15 protein-coding genes are annotated in these 17,276 nt (G+C 70.8%); 10 read left to right on the top strand and 5 right to left on the bottom strand.

Features of this window, described 5'->3' with window-relative positions; genetic code table 11:
* Nucleotides 1-169 precede the first annotated feature (169 nt).
* Nucleotides 170-1,450, top strand: a complete 1,281-nt coding sequence (clpX, locus tag AB0H56_RS07365; RefSeq protein WP_357158615.1) for an ATP-dependent Clp protease ATP-binding subunit ClpX — start codon at nucleotides 170-172, stop codon at nucleotides 1,448-1,450.
* Between the two features lie 73 nt (nucleotides 1,451-1,523).
* Here clpX and AB0H56_RS07370 read toward each other — a convergent pair whose 3' ends face one another.
* Complete coding sequence (locus AB0H56_RS07370; protein ID WP_357158617.1) at nucleotides 1,524-2,333, bottom strand: hypothetical protein; 810 nt, start codon at nucleotides 2,331-2,333, stop codon at nucleotides 1,524-1,526.
* A 450-nt stretch (nucleotides 2,334-2,783) separates the two neighbouring features.
* Here AB0H56_RS07370 and mihF point away from each other — a divergent pair, with 450 nt between their 5' ends.
* A complete protein-coding gene (gene mihF / locus AB0H56_RS07375) occupies nucleotides 2,784-3,098 on the top strand; it encodes an integration host factor, actinobacterial type (protein ID WP_019045768.1) in 315 nt (104 codons plus the stop codon).
* A 78-nt stretch (nucleotides 3,099-3,176) separates the two neighbouring features.
* Here the strand turns inward: mihF and AB0H56_RS07380 are convergent, their stop codons facing one another.
* Nucleotides 3,177-4,358: an FHA domain-containing protein gene (locus AB0H56_RS07380; protein WP_357158620.1), complete on the bottom strand. Its 1,182-nt coding sequence runs from the start codon at nucleotides 4,356-4,358 to the stop codon at nucleotides 3,177-3,179.
* A gap of 121 nt (nucleotides 4,359-4,479) precedes the next feature.
* Here AB0H56_RS07380 and AB0H56_RS07385 point away from each other — a divergent pair, with 121 nt between their 5' ends.
* Nucleotides 4,480-5,154, top strand: coding sequence for a TetR/AcrR family transcriptional regulator C-terminal domain-containing protein (locus AB0H56_RS07385; protein ID WP_357158622.1), 675 nt, complete (start codon nucleotides 4,480-4,482; stop codon nucleotides 5,152-5,154).
* Nucleotides 5,151-5,711: a GNAT family N-acetyltransferase gene (locus AB0H56_RS07390; RefSeq protein ID WP_357158625.1), complete on the top strand. Its 561-nt coding sequence runs from the start codon at nucleotides 5,151-5,153 to the stop codon at nucleotides 5,709-5,711. The genes AB0H56_RS07385 and AB0H56_RS07390 overlap by 4 nt, the downstream gene beginning before the upstream one ends.
* Nucleotides 5,712-5,860: 149 nt before the next feature.
* Here AB0H56_RS07390 and AB0H56_RS07395 read toward each other — a convergent pair whose 3' ends face one another.
* Both AB0H56_RS07395 and AB0H56_RS07400 read right to left on the bottom strand, forming a co-directional pair.
* Entirely contained in the window at nucleotides 5,861-7,408 is a 1,548-nt protein-coding gene (locus tag AB0H56_RS07395) for a glycerol-3-phosphate dehydrogenase/oxidase (protein WP_357158627.1), read from the bottom strand.
* Complete coding sequence (locus AB0H56_RS07400) at nucleotides 7,398-8,018, bottom strand: helix-turn-helix domain-containing protein (protein WP_357158630.1); 621 nt, start codon at nucleotides 8,016-8,018, stop codon at nucleotides 7,398-7,400. The genes AB0H56_RS07395 and AB0H56_RS07400 overlap by 11 nt, the downstream gene beginning before the upstream one ends.
* Before the next feature lie 136 nt (nucleotides 8,019-8,154).
* Between AB0H56_RS07400 and AB0H56_RS07405 the strand changes: the two genes are divergently transcribed.
* Together AB0H56_RS07405 and AB0H56_RS07410 are read left to right on the top strand one after the other, a co-directional pair.
* Nucleotides 8,155-9,783 carry an FAD-binding oxidoreductase gene (locus tag AB0H56_RS07405; protein ID WP_357158633.1) on the top strand — a complete coding sequence of 543 codons (1,629 nt, stop codon included), beginning with the start codon at nucleotides 8,155-8,157 and terminating at the stop codon, nucleotides 9,781-9,783.
* Nucleotides 9,780-10,730 (top strand): YegS/Rv2252/BmrU family lipid kinase, encoded by a 951-nt coding sequence (locus tag AB0H56_RS07410; protein WP_357158636.1) that lies wholly within the window; start codon nucleotides 9,780-9,782, stop codon nucleotides 10,728-10,730. Before AB0H56_RS07405 ends, AB0H56_RS07410 begins: the two co-directional genes overlap by 4 nt.
* 115 nt (nucleotides 10,731-10,845) lie before the next feature.
* Here the strand turns inward: AB0H56_RS07410 and AB0H56_RS07415 are convergent, their stop codons facing one another.
* Nucleotides 10,846-11,463 carry an AAA family ATPase gene (locus AB0H56_RS07415; RefSeq protein ID WP_357158639.1) on the bottom strand — a complete coding sequence of 206 codons (618 nt, stop codon included), beginning with the start codon at nucleotides 11,461-11,463 and terminating at the stop codon, nucleotides 10,846-10,848.
* Between the two features lie 380 nt (nucleotides 11,464-11,843).
* On the opposite strand from AB0H56_RS07415, the gene AB0H56_RS07420 reads away from it, so the two are divergent.
* The 4 genes from AB0H56_RS07420 to ndk are packed head-to-tail and all read left to right on the top strand — an operon-like array spanning nucleotide 11,844 to nucleotide 16,828.
* Nucleotides 11,844-14,522, top strand: a complete 2,679-nt coding sequence (locus tag AB0H56_RS07420) for a valine--tRNA ligase (protein ID WP_357158641.1) — start codon at nucleotides 11,844-11,846, stop codon at nucleotides 14,520-14,522.
* Complete coding sequence (locus tag AB0H56_RS07425; RefSeq protein ID WP_357158644.1) at nucleotides 14,519-15,976, top strand: folylpolyglutamate synthase/dihydrofolate synthase family protein; 1,458 nt, start codon at nucleotides 14,519-14,521, stop codon at nucleotides 15,974-15,976. The genes AB0H56_RS07420 and AB0H56_RS07425 overlap by 4 nt, the downstream gene beginning before the upstream one ends.
* Entirely contained in the window at nucleotides 15,973-16,368 is a 396-nt protein-coding gene (locus AB0H56_RS07430; protein WP_357158647.1) for a DUF4233 domain-containing protein, read from the top strand. Before AB0H56_RS07425 ends, AB0H56_RS07430 begins: the two co-directional genes overlap by 4 nt.
* Before the next feature lie 43 nt (nucleotides 16,369-16,411).
* Entirely contained in the window at nucleotides 16,412-16,828 is a 417-nt protein-coding gene (gene ndk / locus AB0H56_RS07435) for a nucleoside-diphosphate kinase (RefSeq protein ID WP_357158649.1), read from the top strand.
* Nucleotides 16,829-17,276: the final 448 nt, after the last annotated feature.

Raw genomic sequence — 17,276 nt, forward strand, 5'->3', positions numbered from 1 at the left:
GAACCCGCACAACCCTTCACAGAAACATGCGCGAGTTGTCGACCTCTCTCGCGCACAGCAGGTACGGTCGACTCAGGGACCATTGCTCTGATTGACGGCACCGAAACGTATTTTCCGGCCCAATCGGGGACGACGGTCGCACTCGGACAAGGAAGTAGGGACCTACGAGATGGCGCGCATCGGAGACGGCGGCGATCTGCTCAAGTGCTCGTTCTGCGGAAAGAGCCAGAAGCAGGTCAAGAAGCTCATTGCGGGCCCCGGGGTCTATATCTGCGACGAGTGCATCGACCTCTGCAACGAGATCATCGAGGAAGAGCTGGCCGAGTCGAGCGAGGTGAAGCTCGACGAGCTGCCCAAGCCCTCGGAGATCCGGGACTTCCTGGAGAACTACGTCATCGGCCAGGACACGGCCAAGCGCACCCTCGCGGTGGCGGTGTACAACCACTACAAGCGCATCCAGGCCGGCGACAAGGGCCGCGACGCGCGCGGCGAGACCGTCGAGCTGGCCAAGTCGAACATCCTGATGCTCGGCCCCACCGGCTGCGGCAAGACCTACCTCGCGCAGACGCTGGCGAAGATGCTGAACGTGCCGTTCGCCATCGCCGACGCCACCGCGCTCACCGAGGCGGGCTACGTCGGTGAGGATGTCGAGAACATCCTGCTGAAGCTGATCCAGGCCGCCGACTACGACGTCAAGCGCGCCGAGACCGGCATCATCTACATCGACGAGGTCGACAAGATCGCCCGCAAGAGCGAGAACCCCTCGATCACCCGTGACGTCTCCGGCGAGGGTGTGCAGCAGGCGCTGCTGAAGATCCTGGAGGGCACCCAGGCGAGTGTGCCGCCGCAGGGTGGTCGCAAGCACCCGCACCAGGAGTTCATCCAGATCGACACCACCAACGTGCTGTTCATCGTGGCGGGCGCCTTCGCGGGCCTGGAGAAGATCATCTCCGACCGCACCGGGCACCGCGGGATCGGTTTCGGCGCCGAGGTCCGCTCCAAGGCCGAGGTCGACACCGACGACCACTTCGCCGACGTGATGCCCGAGGATCTGATCAAGTTCGGTCTGATCCCCGAGTTCATCGGCCGCCTGCCCGTCGTCGCCTCGGTGACGAACCTGGACAAGGACTCGCTGGTCAAGATCCTCTCGGAGCCGAAGAACGCCCTGGTCAAGCAGTACGTGCGGCTGTTCGAGATGGACGGTGTAGACCTGGAGTTCACCACCGACGCCCTCGAGGCCGTCGCGGACCAGGCGATCCTGCGCGGCACCGGCGCCCGCGGCCTGCGCGCCATCATGGAGGAAGTCCTGCTCCCGGTGATGTACGACATCCCCGGCCGCGACGACGTCGCCAAGGTGGTCGTCAACGCCGACACGGTCACCGAGAACGTCCTCCCGACGATCGTCCCCCGCAAGACCCAGCGCACCGAGCGCCGCGAGAAGTCGGCGTAGCGCACCCGCACGCGAGAAAGGCCCGTCCTCTCGGCTCAGTGCCGAAGCGGACGGGCCTTTTCGTGTGGCCGGACTAGTTCTCGCGGAAGGAGGGGGCGGCGGCGAGCATGTCTTCCTCCTCGTCGGCGGGGATGTCGGCGGAGGCGCGGGCGATGGCGGTGCTGTAGCGGGCGCTGGCGGCGTTGTGGATCATCAGGGCGACGCCGATCATCACCGGGGCCACGGCGTGGACCGCGGCGTCGTACCAGTTGCCCGAGCTCAGGTGCGGGTAGGTGTTGAGCGCGATGGTGAGGGTGAGCAGGAAGAGTTCGGCGACCAGGACCTGGGTGCGGTTGCCCATCACGCCCCACTCGGCGACGCGGGTGGTGCCGATCATGATGATGATCAGGCAGACGCTGATCATCGCCTCCAGGCCGAAACTGGCCCAGTAGAGCGGGTCGCCGGGGCCGCCGGGGGCGATGTTGTGCTGCACGTTCACCGCCGACCAGAGCATGCCCGCGATCACCACGCCCGCCAGCGCGCGCAGCGACCAGGTGCGGTGCTGGTAGAGCGAGGCCAGCCGGGCGCGCGGGTTCGATTCGCGGCGCTGTGCGGCCATGGCCTTGCGGGCCAGCATCAGGTCGGCCATCTCGGCCCGCTCCATGGCCGCCGTGGTCTCGCGCAGGCGGTCGGCATGGGTGGAGGCGGCCTTGATCTGCTTCCAGCGCTGATCGCGCTCGTAGGTGCGGATCTTCTCGGCCAGCTCCCGCTCGGCGCGCAACTCGTCCTCGGACAGCGCGTCGGTCAGCGCCGGGTCGGACTGGTACTCGATGCGCCGACGGGCGCGCTCCACCCGCACGGGCAGTGCGACGACCTCGTTATCGAGCGGGTGTTCCTCGCGCATCGCAACTCCAGACAGCTCAGGGTTCGCCGGGTCGCGTCATTCTTGCGCATCGCACCGTCGCGAGCACAACCGCGGGCCGAATTTCCCCGTCGCCATGGCGAGGCGGAAACCTCTGGCGCACAACTGTGTAGCTGTTTTCGCGGAGCACCGGGGACACGGTGACGATCGTCGGTGACGGTCGCGCCCGGGTTCGAGGAGCGTCGTTGATCCTCCGTGGTTCGCCGTTGAACCTTGATCCCGAGTGGTGCTTCTGCTGATGTGTCGCGCCCGGCGGGCCAGGTGTTACGTCCGTTTGGTCCGTCTTGCAGGGCGTTCACCCGTAACGACGGGCCCGGCGCGCAAAACTCATCGGCGTATCCTCGCGGTGTGTCGGACTGGTGCCGCCGTTCGGGTGCTGTTTACTCGGTCCGTCAATCAGATGTTCGAGTGACGAGTGGAAGCGGAGGAGACATGGCACTGCCTACGATGACCGCCGAACAGCGCACCGAGGCGTTGGCCAAAGCGGCTGCCGTGCGCAAGGCGCGCTCGGAACTGATCGGCAAGGTGAAGGAGGGCAAGGTCACCGTCGCCGATCTGCTCAAGAAGGCCGACAGCGACGACCTGGTCAAGAAGACCAAGGTGGCCGCGGTGATCAAGGCGTTGCCGGGCGTCGGTCCGGTGAAGGCGGCCAAGTTGATGGATCAGGCCGAGATCCCCGAGGATCGTCGTATCGGCGGGCTCGGTGCCCGCCAGCGCGCGGCGCTGCTCGACGCCCTCGAGGCCTGAGCCGACCAGCGATCCGACGCCCGTGGACGCACAGCGTGCACGCCACGGGCGTCGGGACAGTTCGGCCCCGGCAGGGGTTCAGACGCAGTAGGTGAGCAGGAAATCGTTGATCCGCAGGCGCCAGCCCGGCTGGAGCTCGATGGGCAGCGTGCCGACGCGCGACCAGCGCTCGGAATCGGGGGCGGCGAAGAACGTGCCGGAGGTGGCGGGGGCCTCCCGGACGAACACCTTGCCTCGCTCGGGGGCGACGAAGGCATGGACCCGGGAGACGAGCCGATCCCGTTCGATCAGGATCGGTGTGGCGGCGGCGGCCCGCACCGACTCGTCACCGGAGGGGTTGCGGCCGAGCACATAGGAGCGGTCCAGCGGATAGCTGAGCCCGTCCTCGGTGACCAGGGCGCCGCGCGGGCTGGTCTGCCCGGACTTTCCCAGCGCGACCGGCTCGGCCAGTTTCGCGGCGTCCAGCGCCTGTGACCAGGCCAGGGGAGCGCTGGTGGCGGGGGAGTTGCGCGGGCCGGTGCTGACGGTCTCGCCCTCGATCGTGGTGGGTCGCGCACCGGTGCTCACCGTTTCCCCGTCGGGGCTGCCCGCGTCGGCGGACGGCACGAATCCGGTGGCGGGGCCCGGCGACTCGGTGCTCACCTGCAGGCCGGCCGTGGGCGGGCGGGACCCGCCGTCCTCGGCACGCCCCGCGGGCGCGCGCAGCGCGCGGAACCCGGTGGCCTCGGTCGGCGCCGGTTCGTCGATGGTCTCCACGCGGCGCGGCGCCGGATTGCGCTTGCGGCCCATGGTGAGCACGAACCCGTTGCCGGTGACGATGCCGGCGCGCAGATCGGTACGGGGGTTGGCGCTGGTGGGATCGGCCATCTCGGCGCCGATCGCGATCCGGCGGACCGGTTCGCGGATGATCTCGTCGACCCAGGTGAAGGCGCGGTCGCCCGCCACCCTGCGGTTGCCCTCGGCGCCGGACACCTCGGCGATCACCGCGCCGCGCAACAGGATCAGCATCCCGTCGGCGGTGGGCGCGAGGACGCCGAACGGCGGCGGCGCCGACGCGCCGCCGAAGACGACACCGGCCAGGCGCTGGGCCAGGGCCGCGCCGGGCGCGGACGCCGCGGTGCTGAGTGCGACGGTCTCGACGGCGCCGAGTAGTCGATCGGTGGACGGGGTCTCCCCGGCGAGATAGATGACGACGTCGCCGAATCGGGCGACGATCCCGGTACCGGGCACGATGGCCACGGTAGACGAATGCGCGCGCATCACTGCCTCCTTGTCGGGCTGGCCTTTGCCAGCATAGATCCCCGCCGGGCCGGGGATGAGGGTTGTGCCCGCGAACAATGTTCGTGCCAAACGTCGTTCGTGGGCTGCGTATGATCGGCGCATGAACGCCGCACCCGTCAGTCGCCGGGCCAGACCGGCGAAGGCACCGCTGAGCCGCGAGGTCGTGCTCGAGACCGGTCTGCGCGTCCTCGACGCCGAAGGCATGGCCGGGCTCACCATGCGCCGGGTCGCCAAGGAGCTCGACACCGGCGCCGCCTCCCTCTACGTCTACGTCGCCAACCGCGACGACCTGATGACCGGCATGTTCGACCACGTCCTGTCCACCGTGCCGACGCCCACCGAGGGCGACTGGCGGGAGCGCCTGACCCTCCTCGTCGAGGACACCGTCGACGCGCTGGCCAGGCACGAGGGCCTCGCCCTCGTCGGGTTCGGCAGGATCCCGGCCACCGAGCACGCGCTCGTCCTCGTCGAGCAGTTGCTCGCGCTGCTGCGCGCGGGCGGGCTCGACCCGGCGACCGCGGCCTGGGCCGTCGACCTGATCTACCTGCATCTCACCGCCGCGGCCGCCGAACAGTCCGCCCACCACACGGGGGCAGGCGAGGCGCGCTACATCGCCGAGATCGGCCGCCGGTTCGACGCGTTGCCCGCCGAGCGCTACCCGACCCTGGTCGCGCTGCGCGCGCAGCTGCTCGGCGGGGACGGCGACGCCAGGGCCCGGTGGGCGCTGCGGGCGCTGCTCAACGGCGTGGTCGCCACCCCGGTGGGCGCGCGATGAAGCCGGAGACCACGCGGCCGCGGCTGCTCGGCGGCCCGATCCGGCCCGCCCGCGAGGACGACATCGAGCGGCTGCGCGAAATCGAGTGCCGTGCCGGCGCGCCGTTCGCCGAGATCGGGATGGTCGCGGTGGCCGAGGACGAACCACCGGCCGTCGAGACCCTGCGGGAGTACCTCGTCGCCGAGCGCGCCTGGGTGTGGCCGGACGAGACCGATCACCCGATCGGCTACCTGGTGCTCGGACTCGTCGACGGGCAGCCGCACATCGACCAGGTCTCCGTCGACCCGGCCCACAGCGGCCTGCGCGTCGGCAAACGCCTGATCGACCACGCCGTGCGCTGGGCGAAAGACCGTGGGCTGCACGAGATCACCCTCACCACCTTCACCGAGGTCCCGTGGAACGGCCCGTACTACGCGCGCCTCGGCTTCACCTACATTCCCGTCGGCGAGGAGACGCCCGAGCTGCGCGCGATCCGCGCCGCCGAGATCGCCCACGGCCTCGACGAATGGCCACGCGCCTGCATGCGCGCCGAGCTGGCCACGTGGATCGACGGCTGAAGCACGTCGCGGCGTAGTCGGGGCGGCTCGGCACAGTCGCCCGGCGCGCGCGAGGGCTGTGCGGGTCCACGCTGACTCGCGGTTTCGCGCGGGCCCGTGGGCCGGACGGTGTACGGGCGCCACCGAAAACGGCCCGGCGACTCGGTGGGTCAGCTGCTGACAGCGGACCGCGCGAAGGCCGCCTCCGCGGCCGGGAGGGCGGCGGCGCGGTCGGCGGGGACCAGGCCGATACGGGTGCGGCGGTCGAGCAGATCGTCGACGGTGAGCGCGCCCTCGTGGGTGATGGCGAAGTCGAACTCGGCGGCGGTGACGTCGATGCCGGGGGCGACGGGTTCGCGCAGGGTGGGATCGGCCAGCCACGCCGACACGATGTGGCCCGCCTCGCTGCCGTAGCGCTCGATGAGCACCGGCGGCGCGTCGATGCGGTCGCGGGCGGCCCCGGCGACGGCGCCGACCAGCGGCAACGTGGTGGTCCGGCACGGGCCCGCGGCCAGCCCGGCGTGCGCGACGGCCGCGTCGACGGCGTCCTGGGCCATCTGCCGATACGTGGTCAGCTTCCCGCCGACGACGGTGATCACGCCGTCGGGGGAGGTGAGCACCGCGTGCTCGCGGGAGATGTCGGCGGTGCTGTCCTCGGCGGTCTTCAGCAGGGGGCGCAGGCCGGCGAAGCGGCCGCGGATGTCGGCGCGGGTCAGCGGTTCCCGCAGAGCGGTGTTGATCGTGTCGAGCAGGAAGTCGATCTCGTCCTCGGTCGGCTGCGGCTCGTCGGGGATCGGGCCGGGGGCGTCCTCGTCGGTGAGGCCGAGGTAGACCCGGCCGTGCGCCGCCGGGAGCGCGAAGACGAACCGGCTGATGCTGCCGGGTACCGGGACCGTCAGCGCGGCGCTCAGGCCGCCGAACGCGGCGGCGTCGAACACCAGGTGGGTGCCGCGGCTGGGGCGCAGCTCGATACTGCGGTCGAGCTCGCCAGCCCAGACGCCGGTCGCGTTGAGCACGGCGCGGGCACGCACGGTCAGGGTCTCGCCGGTCGTGATGTCGCGCAGCTCGACCGAATCGCCGGTCGCGGCAACGGCTTCGACGCGGGTCAGCACCGTGGCGCCCGCGGCGGCGGCCGTGCGCGCCAGCGCGACCACCAGGCGCGCGTCGTCGACGAGCTGACCGTCCCAGGCCTGCAGGCCGCCGCGCAGCCCGGCCCGGCGCACCGTCGGCGCCAGGCGCAGCGCCTCCGCGGCGGTGACCCGGCGTGAGCGCGGCAGGGTGTCGGCGGAGGTGCGGGCCGCCACCCGCAGGGCGTCACCGGCGGCGAATCCCGCGCGGATGAGCGAACTCTGGGTGGGTTTGATCCCCGGCAGCAGCGGCACGAGCTGGGGGAGCGGGCGCACCAGATGCGGTGCGGTGGTGCGCAGCAGGACGCCGCGCTCGACGGCGCTCTCGTGCGCGATGCCGACCCGGCCGCTCGCGAGGTACCGCAGGCCGCCGTGCACCAGTTTCGAACTCCAGCGGCTGGTGCCGAACGCGAAATCGGCCCGTTCGACCAGCGCGACGCGCAGCCCGCGCGCGGCCGCGTCGAGCGCGGCGCCCGCGCCGGTGACGCCGCCGCCGATCACCAGCACGTCGACCTCGGGCCGTTCGCCGAGGGCGCGCAGTTCGGCGGCGCGGCGGGTGGCGTCGAGGGCGGAATTCGAATCAGGAGTCATCACAGTCCTTCTCGCGTAGCGGGAGCAGGTAACCCTCGATCGCCCTCGACAACTCCGCGTCGAACCGCGCACCGGCCAGCAGCGGCTCCACCGTGCCCGCGGACTGCACCGCGGACTGGGTGATGAGCAGCAACATGGTCGCCATCTGCTCGGCGTCACCGGCGCGGATGGACCCGTCCTCGTGGCCGAGGCGGATCGCGGCGGTGAACAGCTCGATGAGTGTGCGCTGGTTGCGTCCCAACCGGCCGAACACGTAGGTGAGCATCAGGTCGGTGTCGGTGCGGAAGATCTTGGCGAACACCGCGTTCGCCCTGATCGCCGCCGCGCCCGCCACGATGCCGCGCACCAGCCGGTCCCGGCCGAGGCCGACATCGGGCATCGTCTCGCCGACGATCGTGCGTAGTTCGCGCACGAGCAGTTCGGCGATGAGCGAGCCGGTGTCGGGCCAGCGGCGGTAGACCGTCGGCCTGCTGACGCCGGCGCGGCGGGCGACCTCGGTGAGCGTGGTGCGCCGGACGCCGAAATCGACGACGCAGGCCCGCGTGGCATCCAGGATCGCCACATCGGTGGGCGAGAGCTGCTCGGCGGTCTGGGTCGCGAGTTCGGTCATCGTGGCTTCACCCCGGGGTGTCGGCGACGCCCCGATCCGGCGTCGTGGTCGAGCTGGGACGCCCAAGGGTATCGAGCGGGCCAGCGGGGGCCTATCTGTTGGTTACTGCTTGACACTATATGTCAGAATGTAACGCATGGTCGAGATGCAACCCGAAAAGTCCGGCACCGCCACGGCGCGGCCGAGTATGGTGTGGGACGCCTGGGGTGTCCCCGCCGGACACCAGCCGCTGTCGGCGCAGATCCGCGGCCTGCTCACGCAGGTGTTCGGGATCTCGGGCGAGCCGGTGGCGCGTCGCGACGAGGGCGACGTGCCGCTGCGCCCCACCACTCTCACTCCGGCCACTCGCGCTGGTCTGGCCGCCATCGTGGGTGACGAACATCTCACCACCGCCGATGTCGACCGGCTGCGACACGCGGGCGGCAAGAGCACGCCCGATCTGCTGCGCCGCCGCGCCGACGGTCCGCAGGACGCGCCCGACGCCATCGTCTTCCCCGCCGATCACGCGCAGGTCCTCGCCCTGCTGGCCTACTGCACCGAGCACGGCGTCGCCGTGGTCCCGTTCGGCGGCGGCACGAGCGTGGTCGGCGGGCTCGACCCGGTGCGCGGGCGGTTCGCCACCGTCATCGCGCTCGATCTGCGCAGGCTCGACACGCTCACCGACGTCGACCCCGTCAGCGGCACCGCCACCCTCGGCGCCGGTCTCACCGGGCCGCAGGCCGAGGAACTGCTCGGCGCGCACGGGCTCTCGCTCGGGCACTTCCCGCAGAGCTTCGAATTCGCCACCATCGGCGGCTTCGCGGCGACCAGGTCCTCGGGGCAGGCCTCGGCGGGCTACGGCCGGTTCGACGACATGGTCGAGCGGCTGCGCGTCGCGACGCCGCAGGGCGCCGTCGAGCTCGGACGCGCCCCGGCCTCGGCGGCCGGTCCCGACCTGCGCGAGCTGTTCGTCGGCTCCGAAGGCACGCTCGGCATCATCACGGCGGTGACGGTGCGGGTGCATCCGGTGCCGGAAACCGTTGCGTACCAGGCCTGGTCATTCCCCGACTTCGCCACCGGCGCGGCCGCGCTGCGCGCGCTCGTGCAGACCGGCGCGGCGCCCACCGTGCTGCGCCTGTCCGACGAGGCCGAGACCGGCCTGAACCTGGCCCGCTCCGCCGATGTCGGCGGCGAGCCCGTCTCGGGCTGCCTGGCCATCACCACCTACGAGGGCACCGAGGCGCACGTCGCCGCCCGCGCGCTGGAGGCGAGCGGGCTGCTCGCCGCGGCAGGCGGCACCGCGCTCGGCGAGGCGCCCGCCCGGCAGTGGGAACACGGCCGCTTCGCCGCGCCCTACCTGCGCGACGCCCTGCTCGACGTCGGCGTGCTCTGCGAGACCCTGGAGACCGCCACCACCTGGGCGAATCTGGGCAACCTGAAGGTGAAGGTCACCGGCGCGCTCACCGACGCGCTCGGTACCCAGGGCACACCCGCCCTGGTGATGTGCCACATCTCGCACACCTATCCCACCGGTGCGTCGCTCTACTTCACCGTCGTGGCCAAGCAACTCGACGATCCGATCGCGCAGTGGCGGATCGCCAAGTCCGCGGCGGGCGACGCGATCGTCGCGGCGGGCGGGACCATCACCCATCACCACGCCGTCGGCGCCGACCACCGGCCGTGGATGTCGGCCGAGATCGGCGACCTGGGGGTGCGGGTGCTGCGCGCGGTGAAGCGTGAACTCGACCCCGCGGGCATCCTGAATCCTGGAAAGCTGGTGCCATGAGTGAACTTTCGGTGCGGCGGGTGCTCGTCGTCACGAACCCGTACTCGGGTGCCGGTCGTGGCGACGGCGTCGCCGACGCCGTCCTGGACCGGCTGCTGGCCCAGGGCGTCGAGGTGGCCGAGGTGCGGGCGCCGAGCGCGGCCGAATCGGTCGAGCAGGTCAGGGCGGCGGTGAGCAGCGAACTGCGCAGGCCCGACGCGGTGCTCTGCGTCGGCGGCGACGGGCTGATGAATGTGCTGCTCAACGCGGTCGCGCACAGTACGGTGCCGCTGGGCCTCGTGCCCGCCGGGACCGGCAACGACCTGGCCAGGGAGCTCGGCATCCCGACCGGCGACCCGAAGGCGGCCACCGACATCGTGCTGCGCGGCCGGGTCCGCCACATCGACCTGGGCCGGATCGAATCCACCTACGCCACACCCACCTGGTTCGCCACCGTCGTCGGCACCGGTTTCGACGCGCGAGTCACCCTGCGCGCCAACAAGATGCGCTATCCGCGCGGTCCGCTGCGCTATACCGTGGCGGCCGTGGCCGAGCTGATGCGCGGCTACACCCTGCCGTTCACCATCGAGCTGTCCGGCCTGGCGCCGGGCGCGTTGGACAACCCCGAGGGCGAGCACACGGTGATCCACACCGACGCCGTGATGGCCCCGATCGGCAACACCCGCACCTACGGCGGCGGCATGCTGGTGTGCCCCGACGCCCTCGCCGACGACGGCTACCTCGACGTCACGGTGGTCGGCGCGGTCTCCCGGCTCGAGATGGCGCGGCTGCTGCCAGCGCTCTCGGCGGGCAAGCGCATCGATCATCCGTCGACCAGGCGCTACCGCGCCCGCCGGATCACCGTCACCGCCGACGGCGGCTACGCCACGGCCGACGGCGAACCCGCGGGCATGCTGCCGGTCACGGTGCAGGCGATGCCCGGCGCGTTGACCGTGCTGGTGCCGTAGGGGACGGTGCCGTTCGGCCGGCCTCCGGCTCGGTGCCCGTCGTCTCGTGCGCCGAGCCCCGACTGTGAGGCACCGTTCGTGGCGTATCCGAGTGCCGGTGCCCGGGAGCGTCGGCTCAGGCCGGGTCGAAGGCGATGCGGTGGACGGCGCTGAGCGTCCGCCGGTCGACGATCGCCACCGAAGCCGCCGCCAGCGGCGCCGAGCCGGCCTCGCCCGCGTCGAGCGAGCGCATCATCCGGTCCCACCGGCGGCAGTGCGCGGTGAACGCCATGCTGTTCACGCGCCTGCCCCGGGTGATCTGGCCGTGCCTGGCCTGTGTGGCCGGGACATCGATCAGCACCATGTGCACTTCGCGGCGACCCTGCCCGGCCCACCGGACGATCAGCCTGCGGCTCCAGCCGAAGGTCGCGCAGTCGTGGATCGCCACCGGACCGTCGGCGGTGCGCAGGGCCGCGCGGATCGCGCGGTAGTGCGCGAAGTGGACCAGCGGTCGCCACAGCGGATACGGCACGGCGCCGAGTCGATGCCGAAGCCGGTTGCGGGTGTGATTCGAGTCGAGCACCAGCGCGCCCGAGGCGGTGCGTACCGGCCGCTCGGCGTCGGGGCCGACGGCGAAGAAGCGGTGTAACGCGGTCGACTTGCCCGCACCCGGCACGCCGGCGAACACGAGGACGCTGGTGGCGGGGTAGCGGAGTTCCTCGACCTCGCGGGGGCGGAGGTCGACCAGTGCCACCGGGGCCACGCTGCGGGACGGCGTGGCATGTGGTGCGGGAGTGGCTGCGGAATCGAGCGGGGGCGTCACCCTCTCCAGACTCCGGGAAAACGGACAATTCGGCAATCCGGGATATCCCTGATCTTCGCCGGAGTCGCAAGTCTCACAACAACTTCCGCGTGTCGTTTGTGCATGGCTGACAAACATTCGCCCGCCGGTGGTGAGAAACTGAGAATTGCCTATGGATTCCCCGGTCGCGTGCCGATCGCCGGTAGTATCGCAGGGGTAGACGGAGTCTTCGGTGTCCCTCATCCACCGAAGATTCCGTCTCTGTTTTTCTCCGGCGCGAGCCACCGGAGGCGGTGGTAAGTCGCGACGCGCGCGCCCCTTAGGATTGGGGCGTGACCAGCGCAGCCCCAGACAACTCGCGAAATCGTGCCGACGCCCTGCCCAAGAGCTGGAATCCCGGCGAGGTAGAGGCCGACCTGTACGAGGGCTGGGTAGCCGCCGGATATTTCGGCGCCGACGCGACCAGCGGCAAGCCCGCCTACTCGATCGTGCTGCCGCCGCCGAACGTCACCGGCACCCTGCACATGGGCCACGCCCTCGACCACACCCTCATGGACACCCTCACCCGCCGCAAGCGGATGCAGGGCTACGAGGTGCTGTGGCTGCCCGGCATGGATCACGCGGGCATCGCGACCCAGACCGTGGTGGAGAAGCAGCTCGCCGCCGACGGCAAGACCAAAGAGGATTTCGGCCGCGAGCTGTTCATCGACAAGGTGTGGGACTGGAAGCGTGAGTCCGGCGGCGCCATCCAGTGGCAGATGCGCGCGCTCGGCGACGGCGTCGACTGGAGCCGCGACCGCTTCACCATGGACGAGGGCCTCTCGCGCGCGGTCCGCACCATCTTCAAGCGCATGTACGACGCGGGCCTGATCTACCGGGCCGAGCGCCTGGTGAACTGGTCGCCGGTGCTCAAGACCGGTATCTCCGACCTCGAGGTGGACTACAAGGACGTCGAGGGCGAGCTGGTCTCGCTGCGCTACGGCTCGCTCGACGACAACGAGCCGCACGTCGTCGTCGCGACCACTCGCGTGGAGACGATGCTCGGTGACACCGCGGTGGCCGTGCACCCCGACGATCCGCGCTACGCCGCGATGATCGGCACCACCGTCTACCACCCGATCACCGGCCACCAGATCCCGATCATCGCCGACGACTACGTCGATCCCGAGTTCGGCACCGGCGCGGTGAAGATCACCCCCGCGCACGACCCCAACGACTTCGAGATGGGCCTGCGGCACAACCTGCCGATGCCGACGATCATGGACGAGGGTGGCCGGATCACCGGCACCGGAACCGAATTCGACGGCATGGACCGCTTCGAGGCTCGGGTGAAGGTGCGCGAGCGCCTGGCCGCCGAGGGCCGCGTGGTCGCCGAGAAGCGGCCGTACACGCACAGCGTCGGTCACTCCGAGCGCTCCGGCGAGCCGATCGAGCCGCGCCTGTCGATGCAGTGGTGGGTCAAGGTCGAGTCGCTGGCCAAGGCCGCCGGTGACGCCGTGCGCGACGGTGACGTGAAGATCCACCCGGCAAGCCAGGAACCGCGCTGGTTCGACTGGGTCGACAACATGCACGACTGGTGCATCTCGCGTCAGCTGTGGTGGGGTCACCGCATCCCGATCTGGTACGGCCCCGAGGGCGAGATCGTGTGCCTCGGCCCGGACGAGGAAGCGCCCGAGGGCTGGGTGCAGGACCCGGACGTGCTCGACACCTGGTTCTCCTCTGGCCTGTGGCCGTTCTCCACGATGGGCTGGCCCGAGGCCACCCCGGAGCTGGCGAAGTTCTATCCGACCAGCGTGCTCGTCACCGGCTACGACATCCTGTTCTTCTGGGTTGCCCGGATGATGATGTTCGGCATGTTCGTCAGCGACGACCCCGCGCTCACCACCGGTAAGGGTGGACAGAAGCAGGTGCCGTTCGAGGACGTCTTCCTGCACGGCCTCATCCGCGACCAGCACGGCAAGAAGATGTCGAAGTCGCGCGGCAACGGCATCGACCCGCTGGACTGGATCAACTCCTACGGCGCCGACGCGCTGCGCTTCACCCTGGCCCGCGGCGCCCAGCCCGGTGGTGACCTCTCGGTCGGCGAGCCGCACGCGCTGGCCTCGCGCAGCTTCGTCACCAAGCTGTTCAACGCCACCAAGTTCGCGCTGATGAACGGCGCGCGCTCGGGCGAGCTGCCCCCGCGCGAGACCCTCACAGACACCGACCGCTGGATCGTCGACCGGCTCGACGAGGTGCGCGCCGAGGTCGACGCCGCCTTCGACGCCTACGAATTCGGCAAGGCCTGCGAGGCGCTGTACCACTTCGCCTGGGACGAACTGTGTGACTGGTACCTGGAGCTGTCCAAGGTCCAGTTCGCCGAGTCCGACGCCCGCGCGGAGAGCACCGCGGTGGTGCTCGGCACCGTGCTCGACGCGGTGCTGCGGCTGCTGCACCCGGTGATCCCGTTCGTCACCGAGACCCTGTGGAAGGCGCTCACCGGCGGCGAGTCCGTGGTGGTCGCCCCGTGGCCCGCCGCGAGCGGGGTGTCCACCGACACGGTCGCCGCGCAGCGCGTCGCCGACACCCAGCGCCTGATCACCGAGATCCGCCGCTTCCGCAGCGACCAGGGCCTGGCCGACAAGCAGAAGGTGAAGGCCACCCTGGTCGGCCTAAACGAGGCCGGGCTCGGCGCGTTCGCCGGCTCGGTGGCCAACCTGGCCCGCCTGACCGAACCGGGTGCGGACTTCGCCACCACCGCCGAGGTGCAGGTCCGCCTGTCCGGCGCGACGGTCACCGTGCAGCTCGACACCTCCGGTGCCATCGACCTCGACGCCGAACGCCGCAGGCTGGAAAAGGATCTCGCGGTCGCGCAGAAGGACCTCGACACCACCACGGCCAAGCTCGGCAACGAGGCGTTCCTGGCCAAGGCGCCGCAGCACGTCGTCGACAAGATCACCGCCCGGCGCGATGTGGCCACGGCCGAAGTCGCGCGGATCGGCGCCCGGCTGGCGGAGCTGAGCGGCAAGTGAACGACGAGCCGGAGCCGCAGTACGAAGCCGACGACCGCCCGGCTCCGCTCGGTGCCGGGCCGTCACCGGTGGATCTGGCCGAGCTGGCGCTGGTCGAGGCCGAACTCGACAAGCGCTGGCCCGAGACCAAGATCGAGCCGTCGCTGACCAGGATCGCCACGCTGATGGATCTGCTCGGCAATCCGCAGCGCAACTACCCCGCGATCCACGTCGCCGGGACCAACGGCAAGACCTCGGTCACCCGGATGATCGACGCCCTGCTCACCGCCCTGCACCGGCGCACCGGCCGGATCACCAGCCCGCATCTGCAGCTGGCGACCGAGCGGATCAGCATCGACAACGCCCCGATCACCCCGGCCCGCTACGTGGAGACCTACCGCGAGCTCGAGCCCTACATAGGCATGATCGACCAGCAGTCCGCCGCCGCGGGCGGCCCGGCGATGAGCAAGTTCGAGGTGCTCACCGGCATGGCCTACGCCGCCTTCGCCGAGGCGCCGGTGGACGTGGCCGTCGTCGAGACCGGCATGGGCGGCACCTGGGACGCCACCAATGTGATCGACGGACAGGTCGCGGTGATCACCCCGATCGGCCTCGACCACGTCGAATACCTCGGTCCCGACCTGCCCTCGATCGCCGCGGAGAAGGCCGGGATCATCAAGCGCGCGCCCGAGGCGCTGGTGCCCGTCGACACCGTCGCGGTGATCGCCGAGCAGGAGCCCGAGGTCATGGACGTGCTGCTGCGCCGGGCCGTGGAGGCCGACGCGGCGGTGGCCCGCGAGGGTGCGGAGTTCCGGGTGCTGGAACGGGCCGTCGCCGTCGGTGGCCAGTTGCTGACGCTGCAGGGACTCGGCGGCGTGTACGACGAGATCTTCCTGCCGCTGCACGGGGAGCACCAGGCGCGCAACGCCTCGCTCGCGCTGGCCGCCGTCGAGGCGTTCTTCGGCGCGGGCGCGGATCGTCAGCTCGATGTCGATGCCATCCGCGCGGGCTTCGCGGGCGCGGCCAGCCCGGGGCGGATGGAACGGATGCGCAACGCGCCGACCATCTTCGTCGACGCGGCGCACAATCCCGCGGGCGCGCAGGCGCTGGCGAACACCCTCACCTCCGAGTTCGACTTCCGCAAGCTGGTCGCGGTCGTCGCGGTGCTCGCCGACAAGGACGCGGGCGGCATCCTGGACGCGCTGGAGCCCGTCTTCGACGAGATCGTGGTCACCAGCAACGGCTCGCCGCGCGCCATGGAGGTCGACCGGCTGGCCGACCTGGCCGTGCAGCGCTTCGGCGACGAGCGGGTGATCACCGCCGAGACCCTGCCCGACGCCCTGGAATCGGCGATCGCGCTGGCCGAGCAGGCCGGTGACGACGGCGACGTGATCTCGGGCGCCGGTGTGGTGGTGACGGGTTCGGTCGTCACCGCGGGCGCGGCCCGCGCTCTCTTCGGAAAGGCTCCGGCATGACTGATGTTCCACCGCCCGCCACCGACCCGTGGAAGGGTCTGCGCGGGGTCATGGCGGGCACCCTGGTCCTCGAGGCGATCGTGGTGCTGCTCGCGCTGCCGGTCGTGGCCGACGTGGGCGGCGGGATCACCTGGTTCTCCGGCACCTATCTCGTGGCGCTGTCGATCCTGATGATCCTGGGCGCGGGCCTGCAGCGGAAGCCGTGGGCGATCCCGTTCAACCTCGGGATGCAGCTGCTGTTGCTGGCGGGCACGTTCATCCACCTGTCCATCGGCGTCATCGGTCTGGTCTTCGCCGCGGTGTGGGCGTTCATCCTCATGTTGCGCGCGGATGTGCAGCGCCGGATGGACGCGGGGCTGCTGCCGAGCCAGCGGATGCGCCGGGAGAACTGACACGAGTTCGGCCCGCGGCGGCGCCGCCGGATAGAGTGTCGCCGTGACTGAGCAGACTTTGGTACTCATCAAGCCGGACGGCGTCTCCCGTGGCCTCGTCGGCGAGGTGCTCGCCCGCATCGAGCGCAAGGGCCTGACCCTGGCGGCCCTGGAGCTGAAGGCCGTGTCCGTCGAGCTCGCGAAGGAGCACTACGCCGAGCACGCCGAGCGCCCGTTCTTCGGTTCGCTCATCGAATTCATCACCTCGGGCCCGGTCGTCGCGGCCGTGCTGGAGGGTCCGCGCGCGATCGCGGCGTTCCGTCAGCTCGCCGGTGGCACCGACCCGGTAGAGAAGGCCACCCCGGGCACCATCCGCGGTGACTTCGGTCTGGAGACCCAGTTCAACCTCGTCCACGGTTCCGACTCGCCCGAGTCCGCCAAGCGCGAGATCGCGCTCTGGTTCCCGGAATTTCCTGCCTGATTCGCGCTGTACTCGCTCGTCGCGTCCGGTGCGGACGCGACGAGCTCGAGCGGTGCGGAGTTCGCCCGCGATGCGCCGATGGCGATCGCCGCGCGAACCGTATGGGATACTGACTACGGACGTGTTCGACGCCGATGCTCAAACAGGGCGGTTGGTGACAGCCTGTCGCGCAGGTACGCGACAGCGGTGACGGACATGACCGGATGACACCGCGGTTGGATGCCGATCATCGCTGCCACGGACGACCCTGTTGCTGGGGCCGCCCACACCGGCACGCTGGATGAGCGCTCGGAGCGCGGCGTCACGCCGTACAGCCAGGCGCCGCGTGACCGGTTGGCCCGCCAGAAGATCGATCGAGGTGCGACCGGACACGCGGGGCGAGACCAGATGACCCTCGTACCATCGGTACGAGGTGCACGGACGATGCCCCCGCGTCGGCCGCGTCACT

The sequence above is a fragment of the Nocardia sp. NPDC050717 genome (assembly GCF_040654275.1).
Taxonomy (GTDB): Bacteria; Actinomycetota; Actinomycetes; order Mycobacteriales; family Mycobacteriaceae; genus Nocardia.